Genomic DNA, 17,847 nt, shown 5'->3' with positions numbered 1-17,847 from the left:
GGCGGCGGTGCCGTCCTAGTCCGGGACATCCGGGCCCCGCAGGCGGATCTCCTCGATGTCCAGCGCCGCCTGGAGTTCCCGGAGCACGGTGTCGTCGATCGTGTTGGTGTCGCGCAGTCGGGTGATCTCGCGCCGCTTGAGGTCGAGCACCTCCAGCCGCAGCCGACGCTCGACCTCCCTGGTCCGCGCGGAGACGTGGCCCTCCCGCTCGGCCCGGATGTCGTCGAGGTGGGCCTGGTAGTCGGCGCGCACCCGGTCGACGACATCCGGCGCCGCGCCGAGCCGCCGCGCCACCTCGGGCAGCGCGGTGAGCCCGACCCGGGTGGCGCGGAGCCGGGCGTGGTGCACCTCGTCGGCGCGGGGCTGGTCGCCGACGAGGCCGGCCCAGCGGACCACCAGCGGCAGGGTGGTGCCCTGCACCAGCATGATCAGGACGATCGCTACCACCGTGCAGAAGATGACCAGGTCGCGTTGCCGGACCGGTTCGCCGGTGGCGGCGGCCAGCGGCACCGCGAGCGCCGCGGCCAGGGAGACCGCGCCCCGGAAACCGGCCCACCCGGCCGCCGTGCGGACCCGCCAGCCCACCTCCAGTTCGCGCTGGGAACGGCGGCGGTCCACGATCCGGAGGACGCCCGTGGCCAGATGCACCCAGGCCATCCGGGTCATGGCCACCGTGGCGGCCACCACCAGCGCGATGACCAGGGCCTGCCCGCCCGAGGTGCTGCTCTCGTCCCGCAGGGCGCGGGGGATCTGCATCCCGAGCAGCACGAACAGCCCTCCGTTGATCAGGAACGTGGTGAGGTCCCAGAAGGCGTAGGCCATCACCCGTGAGGGGGCCCGGACGATCCGGGGGCCGGCGTAGGAGAGCAGCAGGCCCGCGACGACCACGGCCAGCACCCCACTGGCGTGCACCTTCTCCGCCAGGAGGAACGCGACGAACGGGGTGAGCACGCTGAGCGCGCCCTCCCGGAGCGGGTCGTCGAGGCGTCGCCGGATCAGGACGACGACGCCGCCGACCGCCAGGCCCGCCGCGACACCGCCGAGGAACGACCCGCCGATCCGGCCGACGAGTTCCCACGCGCCGGGTACGGCACCTCCGCCGAGCAGGCCGAGCGCGACGGAGAACAGCACCAGCGCGGTGCCGTCGTTGATCAGGCTCTCCGCGCGCAGGACGGTGAGGAAACGGCGGGGCATCCGCTTGGCCAGGCCGGCGACGGCTGCGGCGTCGGTGGGCGCCAGCACCGCCCCGAGCACCCAGGCCGCCGCCGGGTCAACGCCGAGCGCCTGCGCGACCAGCGACACCGTGACCATGGTGACCCCCACCAGCACGATCGCGAGGAGCGCGATGGCGGGCAGGTTCGTCCGGATCTCGCGCAGGCTGGTGGTGAGGCTTTCCCGGTAGAGGATCGCGGGGAGGAAGAGCAGCAGCACCACGTCCGGTTCGAGCACCACGTCGGACAGGGGCGGGGCGAGGGCCAGCAGCGCGCCCATACCGATGAGCAGCACCGGCGGCGCTACCCGGTACCGCCCGCCGAGGGTGGTCCCGACCAGCACGGTGGCGCCGAGCACCCCGATCAGTACGAGACCGTCCACGTCGTCCCCTCGCCCGCCGTCCCCGCCGTCGCCACGGGCCGGTACCGCCCGTCGCCCTCGGCCGGGCCGCCGGACCCTCCCAGTGTCCGACGCGGGTCCGTCGTCGCGCCGGAAAACGGCGGACGGCGTTTCCGCACGTCGGGGCCGGCGTACCGCCGGACGACGGCGCGGTGGCCGCGCCGGCCCTGACCACCCTCGGCGCGGTCGAACCGGGGCTGCGCGGTCCGGCGGCGATGATCGCCCGTCACCAGAAGGCCCTTCGGCTGCGTCGACGAGGACGGGGCCCCGTCCGAGGAATGCTGACCCGATGTTAAGTATTGACAAACTTTGTTTCCAATCGCAGCCTGTGAGAGCGCTCTCTCAATCGTCTCCCACGTCTGAGGTGGTCCTATGAGCGTTCGACGACACCTGTTCGCCATCGTCTCCGCCCTCCTCGTCACCGTGGCGGCGACCATCTACGCGACGCCCGCGCAGGCGGTCGGGCCCGCGCTACTGCCCGTCACGGTCACCAACAGCACCGGCCGGGGTGAGGCGGTGCACCTGTACGTCATCGGCACCCAGCTCTCCAGCGGCCGGCTCGGCTACGTCACCGCGGGCGGCACGTTCGTACCGTGGACCGGCGGCCAGATCCCCCCGTCCCCGGCGCCGGACGCCTCGATCCCGGGCCCCGGCAACGGGGGCCGTACCACCATCCAGTTCCCCCGCGGCTTCTCCGGGCGGGTCTACTTCTCCTTCGGCGAGAAGCTGAAGTTCTTTCTCACCCCGGACGGCCTGGTGCAACCCGCCCCCTGGGCGGCCGGCGACGCGAACCGGGACATCCTGTTCGACTGGAGCGAGTTCACCTACAACGACGCCGGGCTCTGGTTGAACAGCTCCCAGGTGGACATGTTCGCCGTGCCGCACGCGGTCACCGTCACCGGCGCCAACGGCGTCACCAAGCGGACCGGTGACGTCGTCGCGGGTGGCCGCGCCGCCGTCATCGACGGAATCCGGGCGCAGGCCGGCTGGGGGAACTCCGTGTACACCCGGTCGGACGGCACCGTGTTGCGGGTCCTGGCCCCGGGCAGGGCCGCGGGTGCCGGCCTGTTCAGCCACACCTACCTGGACTCGTATATCGCGGCGGCGTGGAACGCCTACACCACGAAGACGTTGACCGTGGTGCCCTTCGCCGACCAGCCGACCATCCGCTACCACGGGCGGACCTCCGGCAGCACGATGACCTTCACCAACGGCGCCGGCCAGGTGGTCGCCTCCTTCCAGCGGCCCTCGTCGGCCAGCGTCTGGGGCTGCGACGGCCAGCTGCACGCCCCCAACGACCAGGTCGTCGGCCCGATCGCCCGGACGCTCTGCGCGGCTCTCAACCGGGGAACCCTCGGCACCATCGACACCCAGCCCAGCCTCAACCCGGCCGAGTTCTACCGCAGCAACCCCACCAACCAGTACGCCCGGCTGATCCACGCCAACATGGTCGACGGCAAGGCGTACGCGTTCGCCTTCGACGACGTCGGCGGCTTCGAGTCCCTGGTGCACGACGGCGACCCGCGCGCCGCCGGCCTGGTCCTCGGCCCGTTCGGCGGGGGCGGCGGCACGCCGCCCACCGGCGTGCCGCTGGTGAGCAACTGGAACAACAAGTGCATCGACGTGCCCAGCTCGAACTTCGTCGACCGCGCGCAGCTACAGATGTGGACCTGCAACGGCACCAACGCCCAGAAGTGGACGTTCAGCGGCGGGGCGGTGCGTAGCCAGAACAACAAGTGCATGGACGTCGACGGCGGCGCGACCGGCAACGGCGCGGTCATCCAGCTCTACACCTGCAACGGCACCGGCGCGCAGCAGTTCACCCTCACCGCCGCCGGTGACCTGGTCAACCTTCGTGCCAACAGGTGCGTGGACATCAAGGACTGGAACAGCGGCGACGGTGCGCGGTTGCAGCTGTGGGACTGCGCCGGCACGGCCAACCAGAAGTGGCGCACCGGCTGATCCACCGTCCGTGCCCGACCCCCCGATCCACTCCTGCCGGCGGCGGGTGGCGACCCGCCGCCGGACACCTCCGAACCCCTGCTCGAAAGGACATCGATGAAACCATTCGTCGCCCTGCTCGCGGCCGGCCTGGCGGCCGTCGGGCTGGTCGGGCCCGCCGCCGCGTCCCCCGCCGAACCGGAACCGACCGGTCGGGCCGGGGCCGCCCCGGCCGACGTGGCCAACCTGCCGCCCGGCATGGCCGAGGCGATGCGCCGGGACCTCGGCCTGACCGACCGGCAGCTCGCCGACCGGTTGCGGATCGAGGCCGCCGCCGCCCGGATCGACCAACGGCTGCGCACCGCGCTGGACGGGCGGTACGCCGGCTCCTGGCTGGCCGCCGGGAACCGGCTCACGGTGGGGGTCACCGACGACTCCGTCATGGACACCGTCCGGGCGGAAGGGGCGGAACCCCGACTCGTCCCCCGAAGCCTGGCCGCGCTCACCGCCGCCCAGACCGCCCTCGACAGGTATGCCGCCGGCCACCGCCCGACCAGCGCGGTACGGGGCTGGTACACCGACGTCACCGACAACAGTCTCGTGGTGACGGTGGCCCCCGGAGCCACGGCGTCGGCCCGTGCCTTCGTGGCGCGCAGCGGGGTGGCCGCCGACCTCGTCCGTTACGTCGTCGAACCGGAGGCGCCCCGCCCGCTGTACGACATCCGCGGTGGCGACCAGTACGTGATCAACGGCAACACGCTCTGCTCGGTGGGCTTCGCCGTCGCGGGTGGCTTCGTGACCGCCGGCCACTGCGGCGGCACCGGAAGCCCCACCCTCGGTTACAACAACGTGTCCCAGGGCACCTTCGCCGGTTCGTCGTTCCCGGGCAACGACTATGGCTGGGTCCGCACCAACAGCAGCTGGACGCCCCGGCCGTGGGTCAACAACTACGCCGGTGGCAGCGTGTCGGTCGCCGGCTCCACGGAGGCCGTGATCGGCAGTGGGGTGTGCCGTGCCGGCCGGACGACCGGCTGGCGCTGTGGCACGCTGCTCGGCCGCAACGAGACGGTCAACTATCCGCAGGGCGCGGTGTCGGGGCTGCACCGCAGCAACGCCTGCGCCGAGGGTGGCGACTCCGGCGGCGCGTGGCTCGCCGGTAACCAGGCGCAGGGCGTCACGTCCGGCGGCTCGGGCAACTGCACGACCGGCGGGACGACGTGGTTCCAGCCGGTCAACGAGATCCTCGGCGTCTACGGTCTGTCGCTGGTCACCACCGGCGGTGGGGGACCGGGCACCCGGATCATCAGCAACTGGAACAACAAGTGCATCGACGTGCCCAGTTCCAATTTCTCCGACGGCGTACCGCTCCAGACCTGGAACTGCAACGGCACGTTGGCGCAGAGCTGGACCCTCACCGGCGGCACGTTGCGTACCCAGAACAACAAGTGCATGGACGTCGCCTGGGGCTCCCGGGAGAACGGCGCGGTCATCCAGATCGCCCACTGCAGCGGCAACCCGGCCCAGCAGTTCGTCCTCTCCGGCGCCGGCGACCTGGTGAACCCGCAGGCCAACAAGTGTGTGGACATCAAGGACTGGAACAGCGGCGACGGCGCGCGGTTGCAGCTCTGGGAGTGCGCCGGCACCGCCAACCAGAAGTGGCGCACCGGCTGACCGTCGCTGGGCCCGCACCGGGTCACCTGTCGGCCGTGGACCGGCCGGGCCGTTCACAAGCGGTCCGGCCGGTCCCCGCCGTCGGTCGGTCCGGTTGCGCTGCACCGTCCGGCTCCGGGCGGGGCCGGCGTGGCCGAGGAAGCCGGCAACCGCGGCCGTCGACGCACGACCCGGCCGGGTGGGTAAGGTCCTGGCCATGGCGGGTTGGGTACGGCTTGAACTGGACGTGGAGCAGTTCGACGACGCGGAGTTCGAGCCCTACCTGCAACGGGCACGGACGTCGGGCACCAGGTTCACGACGATGGCGGAACTCGGTGACACGCCGCAGAACCGGCGCGCGCTCTACGACCTCAACAGGACGTGCTCGGCCGATATCCCGGACCGGGGAGCCTTCTACACGTACGCCGAGTACGTCACCCAGCGCATCGACGTGGCCACCTTCAACCCGGGCGGCGTCGTCCTTGCGACCCGTGACGGCGCCTGGATCGGAATGTCCGCGACCTCTCTGCATCCGGACAAGCGGTATGCGTTCTCCGAGATGACCGGTGTGCTCGCACCCCACCGTGGGCAGGGCCTGTCCCTGGCATTGAAACTACTCGCGATCCGGTTTGTCCGATCGTCGGGTTACCAACGGCTGGTGACGTTCCAACACTCCCGCAACACGTCCGCGATCGCGATGAACCGGCGACTTGGCTTCGTCGATCTGGCAGCCGAGGACCGAGCCGGCTGAGGCCGAAGTATCCGCAGTTGCGCCTCAGCACTGCCCCGGGCCGCGATCGCCTGAGGTGCGGGCGTCCCACCCGGGCACACCGGACGGGGCGCCGGTCGATCCGCGGTGCCCGGATCCAGACGGGTCGGGAGGGTGAGCACCTACGTCAGCCAATCGCGCAGTCGGACGATGTCGGCGACCTCGCTCTCCATCCGCTGCCGGTCGGCGTCGGTCAGTTCCATCGCCCGTAGCTGGGCGACCCACTCCTCGGCTCGGGCGGGCTCGTCGAGGGCGACCGCCAGTTCGGCCAGGGCCGCCAGGGCCAGGGCGCGTTCGACCGGCGGAGCCGTGTCGCGGTACCGGCGCAGCGCCAAGGTGAGCGTCCGCACCGCCGCCCGGTCGTCGTTCTTGAACTCCCGGAGGATGCGCGCGTTGTCGAGCGCCCGGGCGATGCCCTTCAGCTTCTTCGACCCGCCGTACTCCAGATCCTTCTCCTCGTCACGCTGAATGAAGATGATCGAGTTGCCGGAGGGGTCGACCAGCGTGAACCGGCTCGCGCCGGGTCGGTAGCGGGTGATGCGGGGGAGACCCCGGGCCAGCACCTTGCCGTACGCGCGGCGCATCGCCTCGGTGAACGCGGCGTGGTACGGCGCGACGGCGTCCACCATCACCAGGCATCCGCCGCCGTTCTCCCGGCTCGGGTGCACGTCCGCGGGTGCGGCCCCGTAGTGCAGCTCGAACCCGCTCCACGCGAACGCGAGGTAGAGGTAGGGGCGGGTCTGCTGGTAGGTGACCCGGAAGCCGAGCGCCTGGTAGAAGGCGAGTGTCTCCTCGGCGGACACGCAGGGCAGCAACGGCACGGTGGTCTCGTTCGGACGTATTTCGGGATCGGTCATGGCGGCCATTGTGCCGAAGTGGAGGGTCGATCCGCCCGGGGGTGATCATCGAGGTCACGGCAATGACCTGTGTGCATACGGGTGGGCGGGGTGCACCGGCGGGTGGCCCGGGGGACGGCGTCGAGAGCACGCCGTCACCCGGGCCCCCGGCGTTCGTCGTCGGGACGGGCGAGTCAGTCGAGGGTGGAGACGCCGCCGGTGGTCGGGGTGGAGATACGGCCGTTCTCCTTCGTGCGGACGTAGAACCGGTAGAAGGTGTTGGACACGAGGCCGGTGACGGTGTGGGTGTACCAGCCGGTGCCAGGGCCGGGGCCGACGTGCACGGTGCGGGACTCCGGGGTGAGCACCCAGTGCCCCTCGTCGTCCATCCGCCGGGCCATCCAGTCGTAGGTGATCGAGTAGCCCTCCTCGGCGGTGGAGAGGTCCGTGAAGCCGACCACGATCGCGTCCTGACCGTCGACCATGACGGGCGTCAGGCTGAGGTTGGCCGGCGGGGTGGGCTCCACCGTGTACGTCAGGTAGTTCAGGATGCTCGAGTACGGCGCCGCCGGCTCCGTCCCGTCGGGCACGTTGACCAGGGTGATCATCACCTGGTGGGTGCCGACGGTCGAGGGCGCGGGCACGGTGATGTCAAAGCCGACGCTGGCGCCCTGCCCGGTGTGCCACAGGTTGGCGGGGTACCCGCCAACGAACGGCCCGTCCACGTTCACCCAGATGGTGACGGGTCCACCGTTGACGTCCCGGGCCCAGCCCTGGACGCGGAAGCTGCCGTCGGCGAAGCCGTACGACTCGACCCGGCCGGTGGGCGACTTGTCGCTGCCCTCCGGCGGCGGCGGATCCTCGACCGGGTTGCAGATCGGTGGTGGCGAGGGGACGTCGCAGACAGGTTCGGCGGCGGCGGGAGTCGCGACGGCGACCGTGGCGGCCAGCACCGCACCGGCGACGACGGCGAGGAAACGTCTCATGTCCGGCAGCGAACCCGCACTGTCTGGGATCCGTCTGGGAAACCGACGTCGACAGTCGGCTACCCGACTCCGCCGTCCGGCGCCCAACCTTCCCGATCACCGACGGCGTCTCCTCTGGTCGACAGCAGACCGTCGTGATCGACCGACCCCGTGCGGGGTGGGGATGACGGCGGAGGGAGGGATGGACACCGGTGGGGGATACCGACGCAACCGACGTCGACCTGTGTGTACTCGGTCCGGTCGGGGCCGTGCGGGCCGGCCGGCCGGTCGCGCTCGGCGGTCGGCGGCAGCGGATGGTGCTGACGGCCCTGCTCGTCGCCCGGGGCCGGATGCTGCCGGTGGACCGGCTGCGGGAGCTGGTCTGGGGGGACCATGACCGGGTCGCCAGCCGCGCCACGCTCTACGGGTACGTCGCCGGCCTGCGCCGGGCGCTGGAACCGGAGCACTCGGCCCGCCGGGGCGACGTGCTCGTCCACGAGGGGACCGGCTACGCGCTCCGCCTGCCGCCGGGGCGGGTCGACGAGGACCGGTTCACCGCGCTGGTCGACCGGGGTGCGGCGCTGCTCGACCAGGGGCGGGCCGTCGAGGCGGCGGCCACCCTCGACGCCGGGCTGGCCCTCTGGCGGGGCCCGGCCTTCGCCGACCTCGGCGACGCGCCGTTCCTCCTGCCGGCGGTGGCCCGGCTGGAGGCGGCCCGCGCCACCGCCGTGGAGCTGCGGATCGCGGCCCTGCTCCAGGTGGGACGACACGCCACCCTGCTCGGTGAGCTGGAGTCGCTGGTCGCCGAGGAACCGCTACGGGAGCGGGGCTGGGAGATGCTGGCGACCGCGCTCTACCGGGCCGGCCGGCAGGGGGACGCGCTCGGCGTGCTCCGGCGGGCCCGGCGGACGCTGGCCGAGCAGCTCGGCGTGGACCCGGGGCCGGCCCTGCGGCGGCTCGAAGCCGCGATCCTCCGCCAGGACGGCACGCTCGCACCGGCCCTCGCCACCGAGCCTGTCTCCACCGGGCCGGTGCGGTACCGACCTCGCCGTCCCCCGACCTGGCGGGTCTCCCGGGTGCGTCGGCGTGCCGGCAGGTGACCACCCGCGGCCCGGCTGCTGACCGGTCAGCAGCTGCGGGTGGCGCAGCCGGTCGCGGAGGGGCTTACCAACCGGGAGGTCGCCGACCGGATGTTCCTCTCCACCCGCACCGTCGACCACCACCTGCGCAACATCTTCCACCGGCTCGGCATCCGCTCGCGCACCCAGCTGGCCCGGGTGCTCTGACGAGGCACCGGGAAGGCGTCAGCGGCGACTCACCGGTGCCTGTAGCTCGGTCACCCAGTCGTCGCGGTTCGCCGGGCACTCCAGGGTGACCTCCCGCGGGTATCCCATCGCCCGGTACCCGTTGCCGTCGATCCAGCGGGTCAGGGTCTGCGCGGTCGGGACGACCGCCTCCATCGAGCCCCGGTGCACGATCGTCGCCGCCTGGTCGATGGGTGGAAGGTCCCGTACCCGGAGGGCGCCGTCCTGGCAGGGGGCGGCAACCTCGACGGCGGCGTGCACGATGATCCGGCCGGCTCCCTGCGGTTCGTCGGTTTAGTAGGCGATTCCGGGCCCGGTGCAGGTGATGCCGGCCGCGTCGAGGCGTCGGAAGAGCTCGTCGTAGAGGGGTCCGATGACCGGGCTGATGTCCTCCGGTTGGTAGCTGGCGGCGATCGCGGTCAGTTCCGCGACCCGGACCGCCGGGACGTCCCTGATGACGATGTCGTTGGTGGGCATCTGCCCCTCGCTCTCGATCGCTCGGAGCCTCGCCTCGACCTGGACCAGCCGGGCGGCTTCGAGGTCGCCGTCACCTGGACCGGGACCCGCTCCGCCATGTTCGACTTCGGGCGGCTGCTGCGGGACCAGGACGAGGGTGACCGTCGTACGCCGGTGGTGGTGGCGGCCGGCCCGAGTTGGGACTACCAGGGGGTGTACGAGGCGCTCGGCTACCGCGTCCGGTACCACCAGCTGCGGCCGGAACGTGGGTTCGCCCCGTCCGACGACGACCTGGACGTACTGCTGGCCGAGGTCGACGCGCGACCCGACGAGCGCCTCGCCCTGATGGTCGTCAACGCCCAGCACAACCCGACGGCGGTCAACTGGGACCCGCAGTTCGTGGCGTCCTCGATCCGCAAGGCGGCCGGTCGGGGCGCCGGGATCCTCGTCGACGACGCCTACTACGCGGTGCACGACGACGAGGTCGTCCCGACCTCGGCGCTGGCGGTGCTGCTGGAACAACTGGCGGACCTGCCGGCGTCGGCGCGACAGCGGTGGCTCATGGTCCGCTCGCTCGGCAAGCAGTTCCACTGCAACGGCTGGGGGATCGGTGCCATGGTCGCCGACCCGCAGACGCTGGACCTGCTGGTGAACCGGTACTGCCTCCACAACTGTCTGATGTACGGGGGCGGCTACCAGCCGGCCATGGCGCGTTGGCTGGCGGATCCGGCGAGTGGGGAGTTCCTGGCCCGGCAGCGGGTGACGTACCGACAGCGGCGGACGGTGATCGGGGAGTTCCTCACCGGCCGGCTGGGCTATCCGACCGAGGCGGTCCACCTCGGCGAGTGCAGTTCCTACCTGATGCTGTCGGTCCCCCGGGAGTACGCCCTGCTCCCGGACGGCGTGGAGCGGTTCCGGTGGGACTGTTTCGCGGCCACCGGGGTGCTGCTGGCACCCGCCTGGCCGTGGCCCTACCCGGCGTCGGTCGACACGCCCCTTCCGTACGTGCGCATGTTCATCGGCCCGGAGACGGAACTGATCCGGACCGCGTTGACGCGCCTGGAGTCGGCCGGCTTCCACCATGACATGCCGGTCCGGCGACCGGAGTCGCGATCCGTGCCGATGGGCTAGGCGGCTCCCGCCGGTGATCGGGCGGCTCCCGGCCGGTCGGGAGCCGCCCGCGCCAGGGAGGGGACCCGGCGGCCGGGGGTCGGTCGCAGAAAACCTACGGGAGGTGGCAGCCAGTAGAATGCTTATCTACATCGATCGATATCGTGCCTACGATCACGATACTGCGCACGCATCGACATGGTTCTATCCCTAGCCGCAAGGATGAACCGTGCGACCAATCAGGTACCTCGTCACGCTCCTGGCCGCCCTCGCCACCGCCCTGACCGCCACGCTCTTCGTCGCCGCCCCCGCCCAGGCCGCTCCGCTGTTCAAGGCGCCGTACCCCTGCGGCCAGCGGTGGACCTACAGTCACCACAGCGCCGAGGTGCGCCTGGCCCTCGACTTCGTCCGCGCCGACGGGGGCAGCACCGCCGGCACCCCGGTCCTCGCCTCCGCCGCCGGCACCGCCACCCGCTACTACCAGGCCAGCGGTGCCGGCAACTACATCGTCATCGACCACGGTGGGGGCTGGAAGACGTACTACTTCCACCTCGCCGCGTTCTCCGTCGCCAGCGGCGCGTGGGTCAACCAAGGCCAGCAGATCGGCACCACCGGCAGCACCGGCAACTCCTCCGGCGCGCACATCCACTACGAGCAGCTCTACAACGGCGTCGGCCAGAACATCGTGATCAACGGGGCCTCGCTCGCGCCGTATCCCGGCTCGTACCACCAGTGCTACCTGACCAGCGACAACGGCTGCGGGGGCGGCACCGCCTTCTGGACCTGGGGTTCGGGCATCCGGGTCCGCAGCGACGTGCGACTCGCCGCGCCGGTGGTCGCCACCCTGGCCGGTCCCACGCTGGTGTACGTGCTCTGCCAGAAGCAGGGCGACACCGTCACCGCCGACGGCTACACCAACAACTGGTGGGCCCGCCTGCGCGACCAGAACGGCTACATGACCAACATCTACATCGACCACCCCGCCGCGCAGTTGCCGGGCGTGCCCGTCTGCTAGCCGCTGCGGCCGGAACCGGTCGTGTCCCGGGTGCCCTCCGGCGGACACGAGCCGCACCCACGGTCCGCGCCGGAAGCCACCCCGGCGCGGACCGCCCGCTGCCCGGGCCGACGGTGGGCCACCGTCTCGTCGCCGAGATCAGGCCCGGACGACGCCCGACGCCGACTACGGCGACGCGGGCGGCCGGCGGTCGGCGAGGCTGGCGGCGAGCAGGCCGAGCGCGAGAAGCTGGGTCATGCCGAGGGCGGTGATCAGCGCGGGAAGCGAGCGGGCGTACAACGCTCCGACCAGCACGCCACCCGCCAGCGCCGCGCCGCCCTGGACGGCGGCGAAGACGCCGTAGGCGGTGGCGCGGCGGGCGGCGGGGACGAGGTCGGCCACGAGAGCCTTGACGGTGGAGTCCTGCACGCCCACGGCGGCACCCCACAGCAGGGTTCCCGTCACGACGGCGACGAGGCTGTCGGACAGGGCCAGCGCCGGCACGGCGGCACCGAGCACGGGCAGCGCGAACAGGACCCGTGACGACCACCTGTCGTACAGCTGCCCGCTGACCAGGGCGGCGAGGGCGGCGGCGGCCATCGCGGCGGCGTACAGCAGGGGAATCCCCGCGACGGGGATCAGGCCGGTCCGGCTGGCGTGGAACGAGATGACCCCGTAGGTGACCAGCCCGGCGGTGGCGGCCCCGGCCGCCGCGGCGAACAGCAGGAAGCGGCGCGGCAGGTCGGTACCGAGCCAGCGGCTCAGCCGGGTCGGCGGAGTGCTGCCGGCGCGTGGCCGGGAGACGGTGGGCGCGGCGGGGTCGGTGTCGAAGACGGCCGGGTCGGGCACGCGCAGGCGGATCCAGAGCAGCAGACCGATGGCGAGCGCCCCGGGCACAGCGAGAACGGCCAGGGCCGGCCAGATCACGCTGGTGGTCGCCAGGACGCCCGCGACCACCAGGGGCCCGGCGAAGGCACCGACCTGGTCCAGGGCCTTGTGGACCGCGAAGCCACGACCACGACCGACGGCGCCGGCGGCCTGCGCCAACAGCGCCGACTTGGCCGGGCTGCGGACGGCCTTGCCGGCGCGTTCGGCGAGGATCAGCGCGGCGGCGACCGTCAGACCCGCCCCACCGAGAAAGGGCGCCACGGCCAGCAGGGGAACGCAGACGGCGGTCGACGCGTACCCGAGCAGCGTCAGGGACCAGTACCGGCCGGTCCGGTCGGCCAGGGGACCGGAGGCCAGCCGCAGCAGCAGCGACATCGCCTCTCCCGCGCCGGAGACCAGGCCGACGACCAGAGCCGACGCGCCCAGGGCGCCGAGCAGCGGTCCGGTGATCGACCTGGCGCCCTCGTAGACCATGTCGGCGGCCAGGCTGACCATCCCGAAACCGACCACGACCCGCCAGGCGGACCATCTGGGGTCCGCCCGCGAGGGCGACGGTGACGTGGCGGGACCGGCGGGACCGGTCGAGATCTGCGACATGTGGTCAGCCGGTGGTGTCGCGGGCCGGGACCCGACCGTCCGGTGCCGGGTCCTCGGCGCCGTGGCCGTACGGCACGTGCGGAAGTAGGTGTCTCACTCGTGTCCTCCCTGACGACCGGTGGACCGCGCGGAGGTCTACGGGAGGTCGACCGCCGACTCCCACCGCCTCGCGGGCCGGTGTCGAGCGTAGGACACCACCGTCACCAGGGGTTCTCCCGCTCCGGGGCCGGGCCGGTGGTCGGCGGGCGGAGGTGCTCGGGGAACAGGCCGAGGAGTTGGTCACGACGCATCGGCAGGTCGAGCAGGCTGAGCTTGATCTGGCTCCGCCTGGTGTACCGGCTGGTCGAGAACCGGACGACCTGGCCGGCGTCCTCGCGTAGGCAGACGGTCAGCACCCTGCCGGGGCCCAGCTCGGCAGACGGGGTGCCGTCGACGTCGACGTCGACCGGCCGGCTGTCCGGAGCGATCCGCAGCGACACGCGGTCACCGGTGCCGAGCACGACGGACCGGCCGATGCCCGCCATCGGTGCCACCGGCGTGATCACCATCGTTCGCGCCGACGGCGAGACGACCGGCCCTCCGGCGGCGTAGTTGTACGCGGTGGAGCCACTGGGCGTGGCGACGACCAGCGCGTCGCACCGGTAGTAGCCGTACTGCTCGTCGTTGACGCCGAGGTCGACCGAGACGGTGCCGGTCCGGCGCTGCTGGGCCAGCACGATGTCGTTGAAGCCGGTGCCGGTCCGTAGCGGCGGGCCCCCGGAACAGTCGGTGACGAGGCAGCTGTGGGACTCGACGGTGAAGTCGCCGTCGACCATTCGGGCCAGCGCCCGGTCCAGGGTGTCGGGAGTGATCTCGACGAGGAAGCCGAGGTTGCCGTGGTTGACACCGAGTACCGGCACCGGGCGTTCGACGACCAGTCGCATCGCTCCGAGCATCGTGCCGTCGCCGCCGAGGGCGACGACGCCGTCGACCTGGGCGACGAACCGGTGGTCGGGCACCGTCTCGATTCCCTGGCCGATCCGGTCGCGGTCCTGGTCGCGTCCGACGACCCGGACCGAGTGGGTACGGGCCCAGCCGAGGATCGTGGCGACCGATTCGCCCACCGGCCGGCTGGGGTGGATCACCAGCCCCAGCGTGGAAACCCCGGTGTCGCCGGCTGCCGGACGGCTCATCAGCTGAGCGTAGCCGGGGCCGGAGCCGCCACTTCGACCTTCGCCCGTTCCCACCCCGGTCGGTGGACCCGGCCACGGTCGCCTGCGGGCCGCGCACTACGTTGCGTCAATAATTAACATTCTTTATAGTTTGATGACGGTAGATTTCATAGTCGTTTGCGGAGGTACCTCGTGCGACTGCGCGGCAGACCGATCCTGATGGCCGGCCTCATCGCGGCGGTGGCGCTGGTGCCGCTCGCCCTGACCAACACCGCCGGTGCGGCAGCGACGCCGACCGCGAGCTTCACCAAGGTCAACGACTGGGGCTCCGGGTGGGAGGGGCGCTACACGATCACCAACTCCGGTGCCATGACGATCACCTCCTGGCGCCTGGAGTTCGACCTCCCCGCCGGCACCACCGTCGGCACCTACTGGGACGCACTGCTGACCAGCAGCGGGCAGCATCACACCTTCACCAACCGCTCCTGGAACGGCACGGTCGCCCCGGGCGCCTCGGTCACCTTCGGTTTCGTCGGCAACGGCTCCGGCACTCCGGCCCGCTGCACCCTCAACGGTCAGCCCTGTGGCGGCGGCACCACGCCGACCACTGCGCCGCCGTCCACCACCGCCCCGCCCACGACGTCGCCGCCGACCGCCAGCACACCGGTCGCGGCCAACGGCCAGCTCCGGGTCTGTGGTCGCCAGCTCTGCAACCGCAACGGCAAGGCGATCCAGCTGCGCGGCATGAGCACGCACGGCATCCAGTGGTACGCGAACTGCGCCACCCCGGCCTCGCTGGACGTGCTGGCGGGGGAGTGGAACGCCGACGTGCTGCGCATCTCGATGTACATCCAGGAGGGCGGTTACGAGACCGACCCGCGCCGCTTCACCGACATGGTGCACAACTACATCGAGCTGGCCACCGCCCGGGGCATGTACGCCATCGTCGACTGGCACATGCTCAGCCCCGGCGACCCGAACCACAACCTGACCCGGGCCCGTACCTTCTTCGCCGAGATCGCCGACCGGCACAAGGACAAGGTCAACGTGCTCTACGAGATCGCCAATGAGCCGAACGGGGTGGCGTGGAGCGCCATCAAGAGCTACGCCGACCATGTCGTCCCGGTGATCCGTAGCCGTGACCCGGAGGCCGTGGTCCTGGTCGGCACGCCGGACTGGTCCTCGCTCGGCGTCTCCGGCAGCGGCGGCGGGGTCGACACGATCGTGGCGAATCCGGTCACCGGCGGGAACCTCATGTACGTCTTCCACTTCTACGCCGCCTCGCACGGCGACGCGTACTACAACACCTTCGCCCAGGCCGCCGACCGGCTGCCGCTCTTCGTGACCGAGTTCGGCACGCAGGACTACTCCGGTGACGGCGCGAACAACTTCACCATGGCCCAGCGGTATCTCGACCTGATGGCCAGCAAGAAGATCAGCTGGGCGAACTGGAACTTCTCCGACGACTTCCGCTCCGGCGCCGTCTTCACCACCGGCACCTGCGGCACCGGCCAGTTCGGCGGTACCAGCCGCCTCAAGCCCGCCGGTGCCTGGATCCGCGACCGGATCCGCACCTCCGACGACTTCTGAGCCGATCCGTGGACCGGCTTCGAGTCGAGATGGTTGCGCGTGAGTCGATCTTGATGTTGGTGTGAGGGTGTGGCTGTGCTGCTGGTCTGCCCAGCGTTCTCGGTTCCTGGTCGTGGGGTCAGCGTGGATGGGTGTGGTGGCCGGGGGTGGTGTGCACGGGTCGAGGTGTTCAGGTGGTGAGGACGGCCGTCCAGAGGGTGAGCCAAGCCTGGGTTCGAGGCCAGTGGCTGGGTAGGTGCAGCACGGGGCGGCGTTGTGGGCGGGCGAGTCGGGCTGGGATGTTGATCAGGTGGGTGCGCAGGGTGGCGCCTCGGGCCACGGCGTAGCGGGCGGTGCCGGTGAGGGTGCCGGCGGCGCGGAGCAGGTTGTGAGTGATCGCGGCGAGGGTGGTCCAGGCGGCGTTGGCGCTGAACGAGCCGGAGGGCTGGTGTGCCCAGGGGCCGTCGATGAGGTCGGACCAGACGGTTTCGCAGATGGCGTGGTGTCGGTGGGTGATGTCGGCGTCGGCGACGGGTGCGGGGTTGTTGGTGAAGAACGGGTGGTACCGCCAGACCGGGAACAGGGGGTCCTGGGTGTTGGCGTCGGGGACACGGCGGACGATGAGCCGGCCGGTGATGCGGTGGCGGGTGTCGGCGAAGGCGGTGTAGGGCACTTCGGCGACGTGGGCGTCGGAGATCAGCTCGCCGGTGTCGGGATCGACGACCGCGCCCGGGTAGCGCACCGGCGTGTAGGCGTGGTCGCCGATGGTGGCGATCGCGGCGGCGACGGCCGGGTTGCGGGCGATGGCGAACGAGAACCGCGCTCCGGCTTTGACGACTGCGGTGATGACCTTGCCGCTGCAGGATGCGGAGTCGCCGCGTACCAGGATCTTCGCCGGGTCCGCGCCACAGGCGATGGCGGTGTTGATGCCCTCGGTGAGCATGGACGCGGCACCTTTGCCGGAGCCGGCGCGGCCGGCCCGCAACCGCACACCGGCCAGCACGGGTGCCGCCGTCGCGGTGCAGATCGTGACCGCCAGTGGGGACAGGCCCCGGCGCAGGATGGTCTTGCCCGCGATCTTCGTGTGCCCGAACGAGGCGCCCTGCTTGGCGTGCCCGTACACCGGACGCAGCAGGGAGTCGATGTCGATGAAGGTGCGGTCGTCGATGCCGTCCAGCACCGGCGTGCGCTGGGCGAGGGCGACCAGGTGCCGGCGCAGTACCGCCGACAGTTGCCGGGTATGGCCGTGGGTGAACTCCCGCAGGAAGATCCCCAACGTCGCGGCCGCGTAGACCCCGCCGAACAGTTTCTTCATCCCACCGGCCCGAATGGTGTCCAGGTCGCTGATGCTGTCCGCGCCGGCGGCCATCCCGGCGATGATCGAGGTCAGCTTCGGCGTCGGCTTCGCCGCACCGGATTTGACCCGCTCGCAGGCGAACTGGACGTGCTCGTCCAGCAACCGGGACAACCCGGCCTGCTCGGCCAACTCCAGCACGGGCACCAGCCCCGCACACGACACGAGATTGTCCTCGTCGAACACCGCGCTGTCCGCACGCCAGGCATGAGATCCTCGCACCGAGAGTGCCCTTCTGGGTTGGTGTGATCTGAGTTCTTGACAAACCCGATCATCCCAGCTCAGAGGGCACTCTCGTCACATATTCGCGCTGTTCCGGCCACAGTGGATCACCCGTCGTCCACGGATCGAGGTTTAGGACGAACGGCTCCGGTAGGGGGAGGGTAATGTGCGGTCGGGGTGGTGAACCCACTGCCACGGTTCAGTCGTGAGGTAACAGAGGGAGGTGTCGGGATGAGCACGTTGAGCGACGAGGAACTGTTGGCCGAGATGCGTGCGGCCCTGGATTTCAGGGCGAGAAGGTGGACCTCTGTCGCTGTGTCGGGGAGGACCGAGGGCACCGGCACCCGAGCTGGTTCCCGACATGAGCGGCGGTGCGCGGGGTTGATCCGCGGGGACGAGTGGCCGAGGGCTGGGGTGGTGGTCTGGGCCG

General features: G+C 71.4%; 15 protein-coding genes and 1 pseudogene. 8 read left to right on the top strand and 8 right to left on the bottom strand.

All coding sequences use genetic code 11. The features are described from left to right. Nucleotides 1-15: 15 nt before the first annotated feature. Entirely contained in the window at nt 16-1,593 is a 1,578-nt protein-coding gene (locus GA0074694_RS24535; RefSeq protein WP_091462370.1) for a Na+/H+ antiporter, read from the bottom strand. Between the two features lie 390 nt (nt 1,594-1,983). Here GA0074694_RS24535 and GA0074694_RS24525 point away from each other — a divergent pair, with 390 nt between their 5' ends. The 3 genes from GA0074694_RS24525 (at nt 1,984) to GA0074694_RS24515 (ending at nt 5,953) form a co-directional block, all read left to right on the top strand. Then, nucleotides 1,984-3,573 (top strand): glycoside hydrolase family 64 protein, encoded by a 1,590-nt coding sequence (locus tag GA0074694_RS24525; protein ID WP_091462365.1) that lies wholly within the window; start codon nt 1,984-1,986, stop codon nt 3,571-3,573. Nucleotides 3,574-3,669: 96 nt separating this feature from the next. Then, the gene (locus GA0074694_RS24520) at nt 3,670-5,223 is read left to right on the top strand and encodes a ricin-type beta-trefoil lectin domain protein (RefSeq protein WP_091462363.1); all 1,554 of its coding nucleotides are present in this window, start codon (nt 3,670-3,672) and stop codon (nt 5,221-5,223) included. A 226-nt stretch (nt 5,224-5,449) separates the two neighbouring features. Continuing rightward, complete coding sequence (locus tag GA0074694_RS24515; RefSeq protein ID WP_218105799.1) at nt 5,450-5,953, top strand: GNAT family N-acetyltransferase; 504 nt, start codon at nt 5,450-5,452, stop codon at nt 5,951-5,953. Nucleotides 5,954-6,093: 140 nt separating this feature from the next. Here the strand turns inward: GA0074694_RS24515 and GA0074694_RS24510 are convergent, their stop codons facing one another. Both GA0074694_RS24510 and GA0074694_RS24505 read right to left on the bottom strand, forming a co-directional pair. After that, nucleotides 6,094-6,828, bottom strand: a complete 735-nt coding sequence (locus GA0074694_RS24510; protein WP_091463891.1) for a VOC family protein — start codon at nt 6,826-6,828, stop codon at nt 6,094-6,096. A 173-nt stretch (nt 6,829-7,001) separates the two neighbouring features. Next, a complete protein-coding gene (locus GA0074694_RS24505; protein WP_091462360.1) occupies nt 7,002-7,793 on the bottom strand; it encodes a hypothetical protein in 792 nt (263 codons plus the stop codon). Nucleotides 7,794-7,984: 191 nt separating this feature from the next. Between GA0074694_RS24505 and GA0074694_RS24500 the strand changes: the two genes are divergently transcribed. Continuing rightward, nucleotides 7,985-8,872 (top strand): AfsR/SARP family transcriptional regulator, encoded by an 888-nt coding sequence (locus tag GA0074694_RS24500; protein WP_091462358.1) that lies wholly within the window; start codon nt 7,985-7,987, stop codon nt 8,870-8,872. A gap of 15 nt (nt 8,873-8,887) precedes the next feature. Beyond that, complete coding sequence (locus tag GA0074694_RS24495) at nt 8,888-9,058, top strand: LuxR C-terminal-related transcriptional regulator (protein ID WP_091462355.1); 171 nt, start codon at nt 8,888-8,890, stop codon at nt 9,056-9,058. Between the two features lie 18 nt (nt 9,059-9,076). On the opposite strand, the gene GA0074694_RS32370 is transcribed toward GA0074694_RS24495, so the two are convergent. Continuing rightward, nucleotides 9,077-9,343: a GyrI-like domain-containing protein gene (locus GA0074694_RS32370; protein WP_342670957.1), complete on the bottom strand. Its 267-nt coding sequence runs from the start codon at nt 9,341-9,343 to the stop codon at nt 9,077-9,079. 27 nt (nt 9,344-9,370) lie between these two features. After that, on the bottom strand, nt 9,371-9,553 hold the full coding sequence (locus tag GA0074694_RS32365) for a GyrI-like domain-containing protein (RefSeq protein ID WP_218105797.1): 183 nt from the start codon (nt 9,551-9,553) through the stop codon (nt 9,371-9,373). Nucleotides 9,554-9,649: 96 nt separating this feature from the next. Between GA0074694_RS32365 and GA0074694_RS24485 the strand changes: the two genes are divergently transcribed. Both GA0074694_RS24485 and GA0074694_RS24480 read left to right on the top strand, forming a co-directional pair. Further along, nucleotides 9,650-10,663 carry a pyridoxal phosphate-dependent aminotransferase gene (locus GA0074694_RS24485; RefSeq protein WP_091462352.1) on the top strand — a complete coding sequence of 338 codons (1,014 nt, stop codon included), beginning with the start codon at nt 9,650-9,652 and terminating at the stop codon, nt 10,661-10,663. A gap of 259 nt (nt 10,664-10,922) precedes the next feature. Then, a pseudogene (locus tag GA0074694_RS24480) lies at nt 10,923-11,438 on the top strand (M23 family metallopeptidase); the annotation flags it as partial. 384 nt (nt 11,439-11,822) lie between these two features. On the opposite strand, the gene GA0074694_RS24475 reads toward GA0074694_RS24480, so the two are convergent. Both GA0074694_RS24475 and GA0074694_RS24470 read right to left on the bottom strand, forming a co-directional pair. Next, nucleotides 11,823-13,121, bottom strand: coding sequence for an MFS transporter (locus tag GA0074694_RS24475; RefSeq protein WP_091462349.1), 1,299 nt, complete (start codon nt 13,119-13,121; stop codon nt 11,823-11,825). 200 nt (nt 13,122-13,321) lie between these two features. Then, a complete protein-coding gene (locus tag GA0074694_RS24470) occupies nt 13,322-14,293 on the bottom strand; it encodes an NAD(+)/NADH kinase (protein ID WP_091462347.1) in 972 nt (323 codons plus the stop codon). A gap of 198 nt (nt 14,294-14,491) precedes the next feature. On the opposite strand from GA0074694_RS24470, the gene GA0074694_RS24465 reads away from it, so the two are divergent. Beyond that, nucleotides 14,492-15,862 (top strand): cellulase family glycosylhydrolase, encoded by a 1,371-nt coding sequence (locus GA0074694_RS24465; RefSeq protein WP_091463884.1) that lies wholly within the window; start codon nt 14,492-14,494, stop codon nt 15,860-15,862. A 169-nt stretch (nt 15,863-16,031) separates the two neighbouring features. Here the strand turns inward: GA0074694_RS24465 and GA0074694_RS24460 are convergent, their stop codons facing one another. Next, nucleotides 16,032-17,417: an IS1380 family transposase gene (locus GA0074694_RS24460; RefSeq protein ID WP_091462344.1), complete on the bottom strand. Its 1,386-nt coding sequence runs from the start codon at nt 17,415-17,417 to the stop codon at nt 16,032-16,034. Nucleotides 17,418-17,847: the final 430 nt, after the last annotated feature.

The sequence above is a fragment of the Micromonospora inyonensis genome, assembly GCF_900091415.1.
Lineage (GTDB): Bacteria > Actinomycetota > Actinomycetes > Mycobacteriales > Micromonosporaceae > Micromonospora > Micromonospora inyonensis.
The sequence above is the reverse complement of the archived record's forward strand: the minus strand, read 5'-3'. Positions and strand labels throughout refer to the sequence as shown.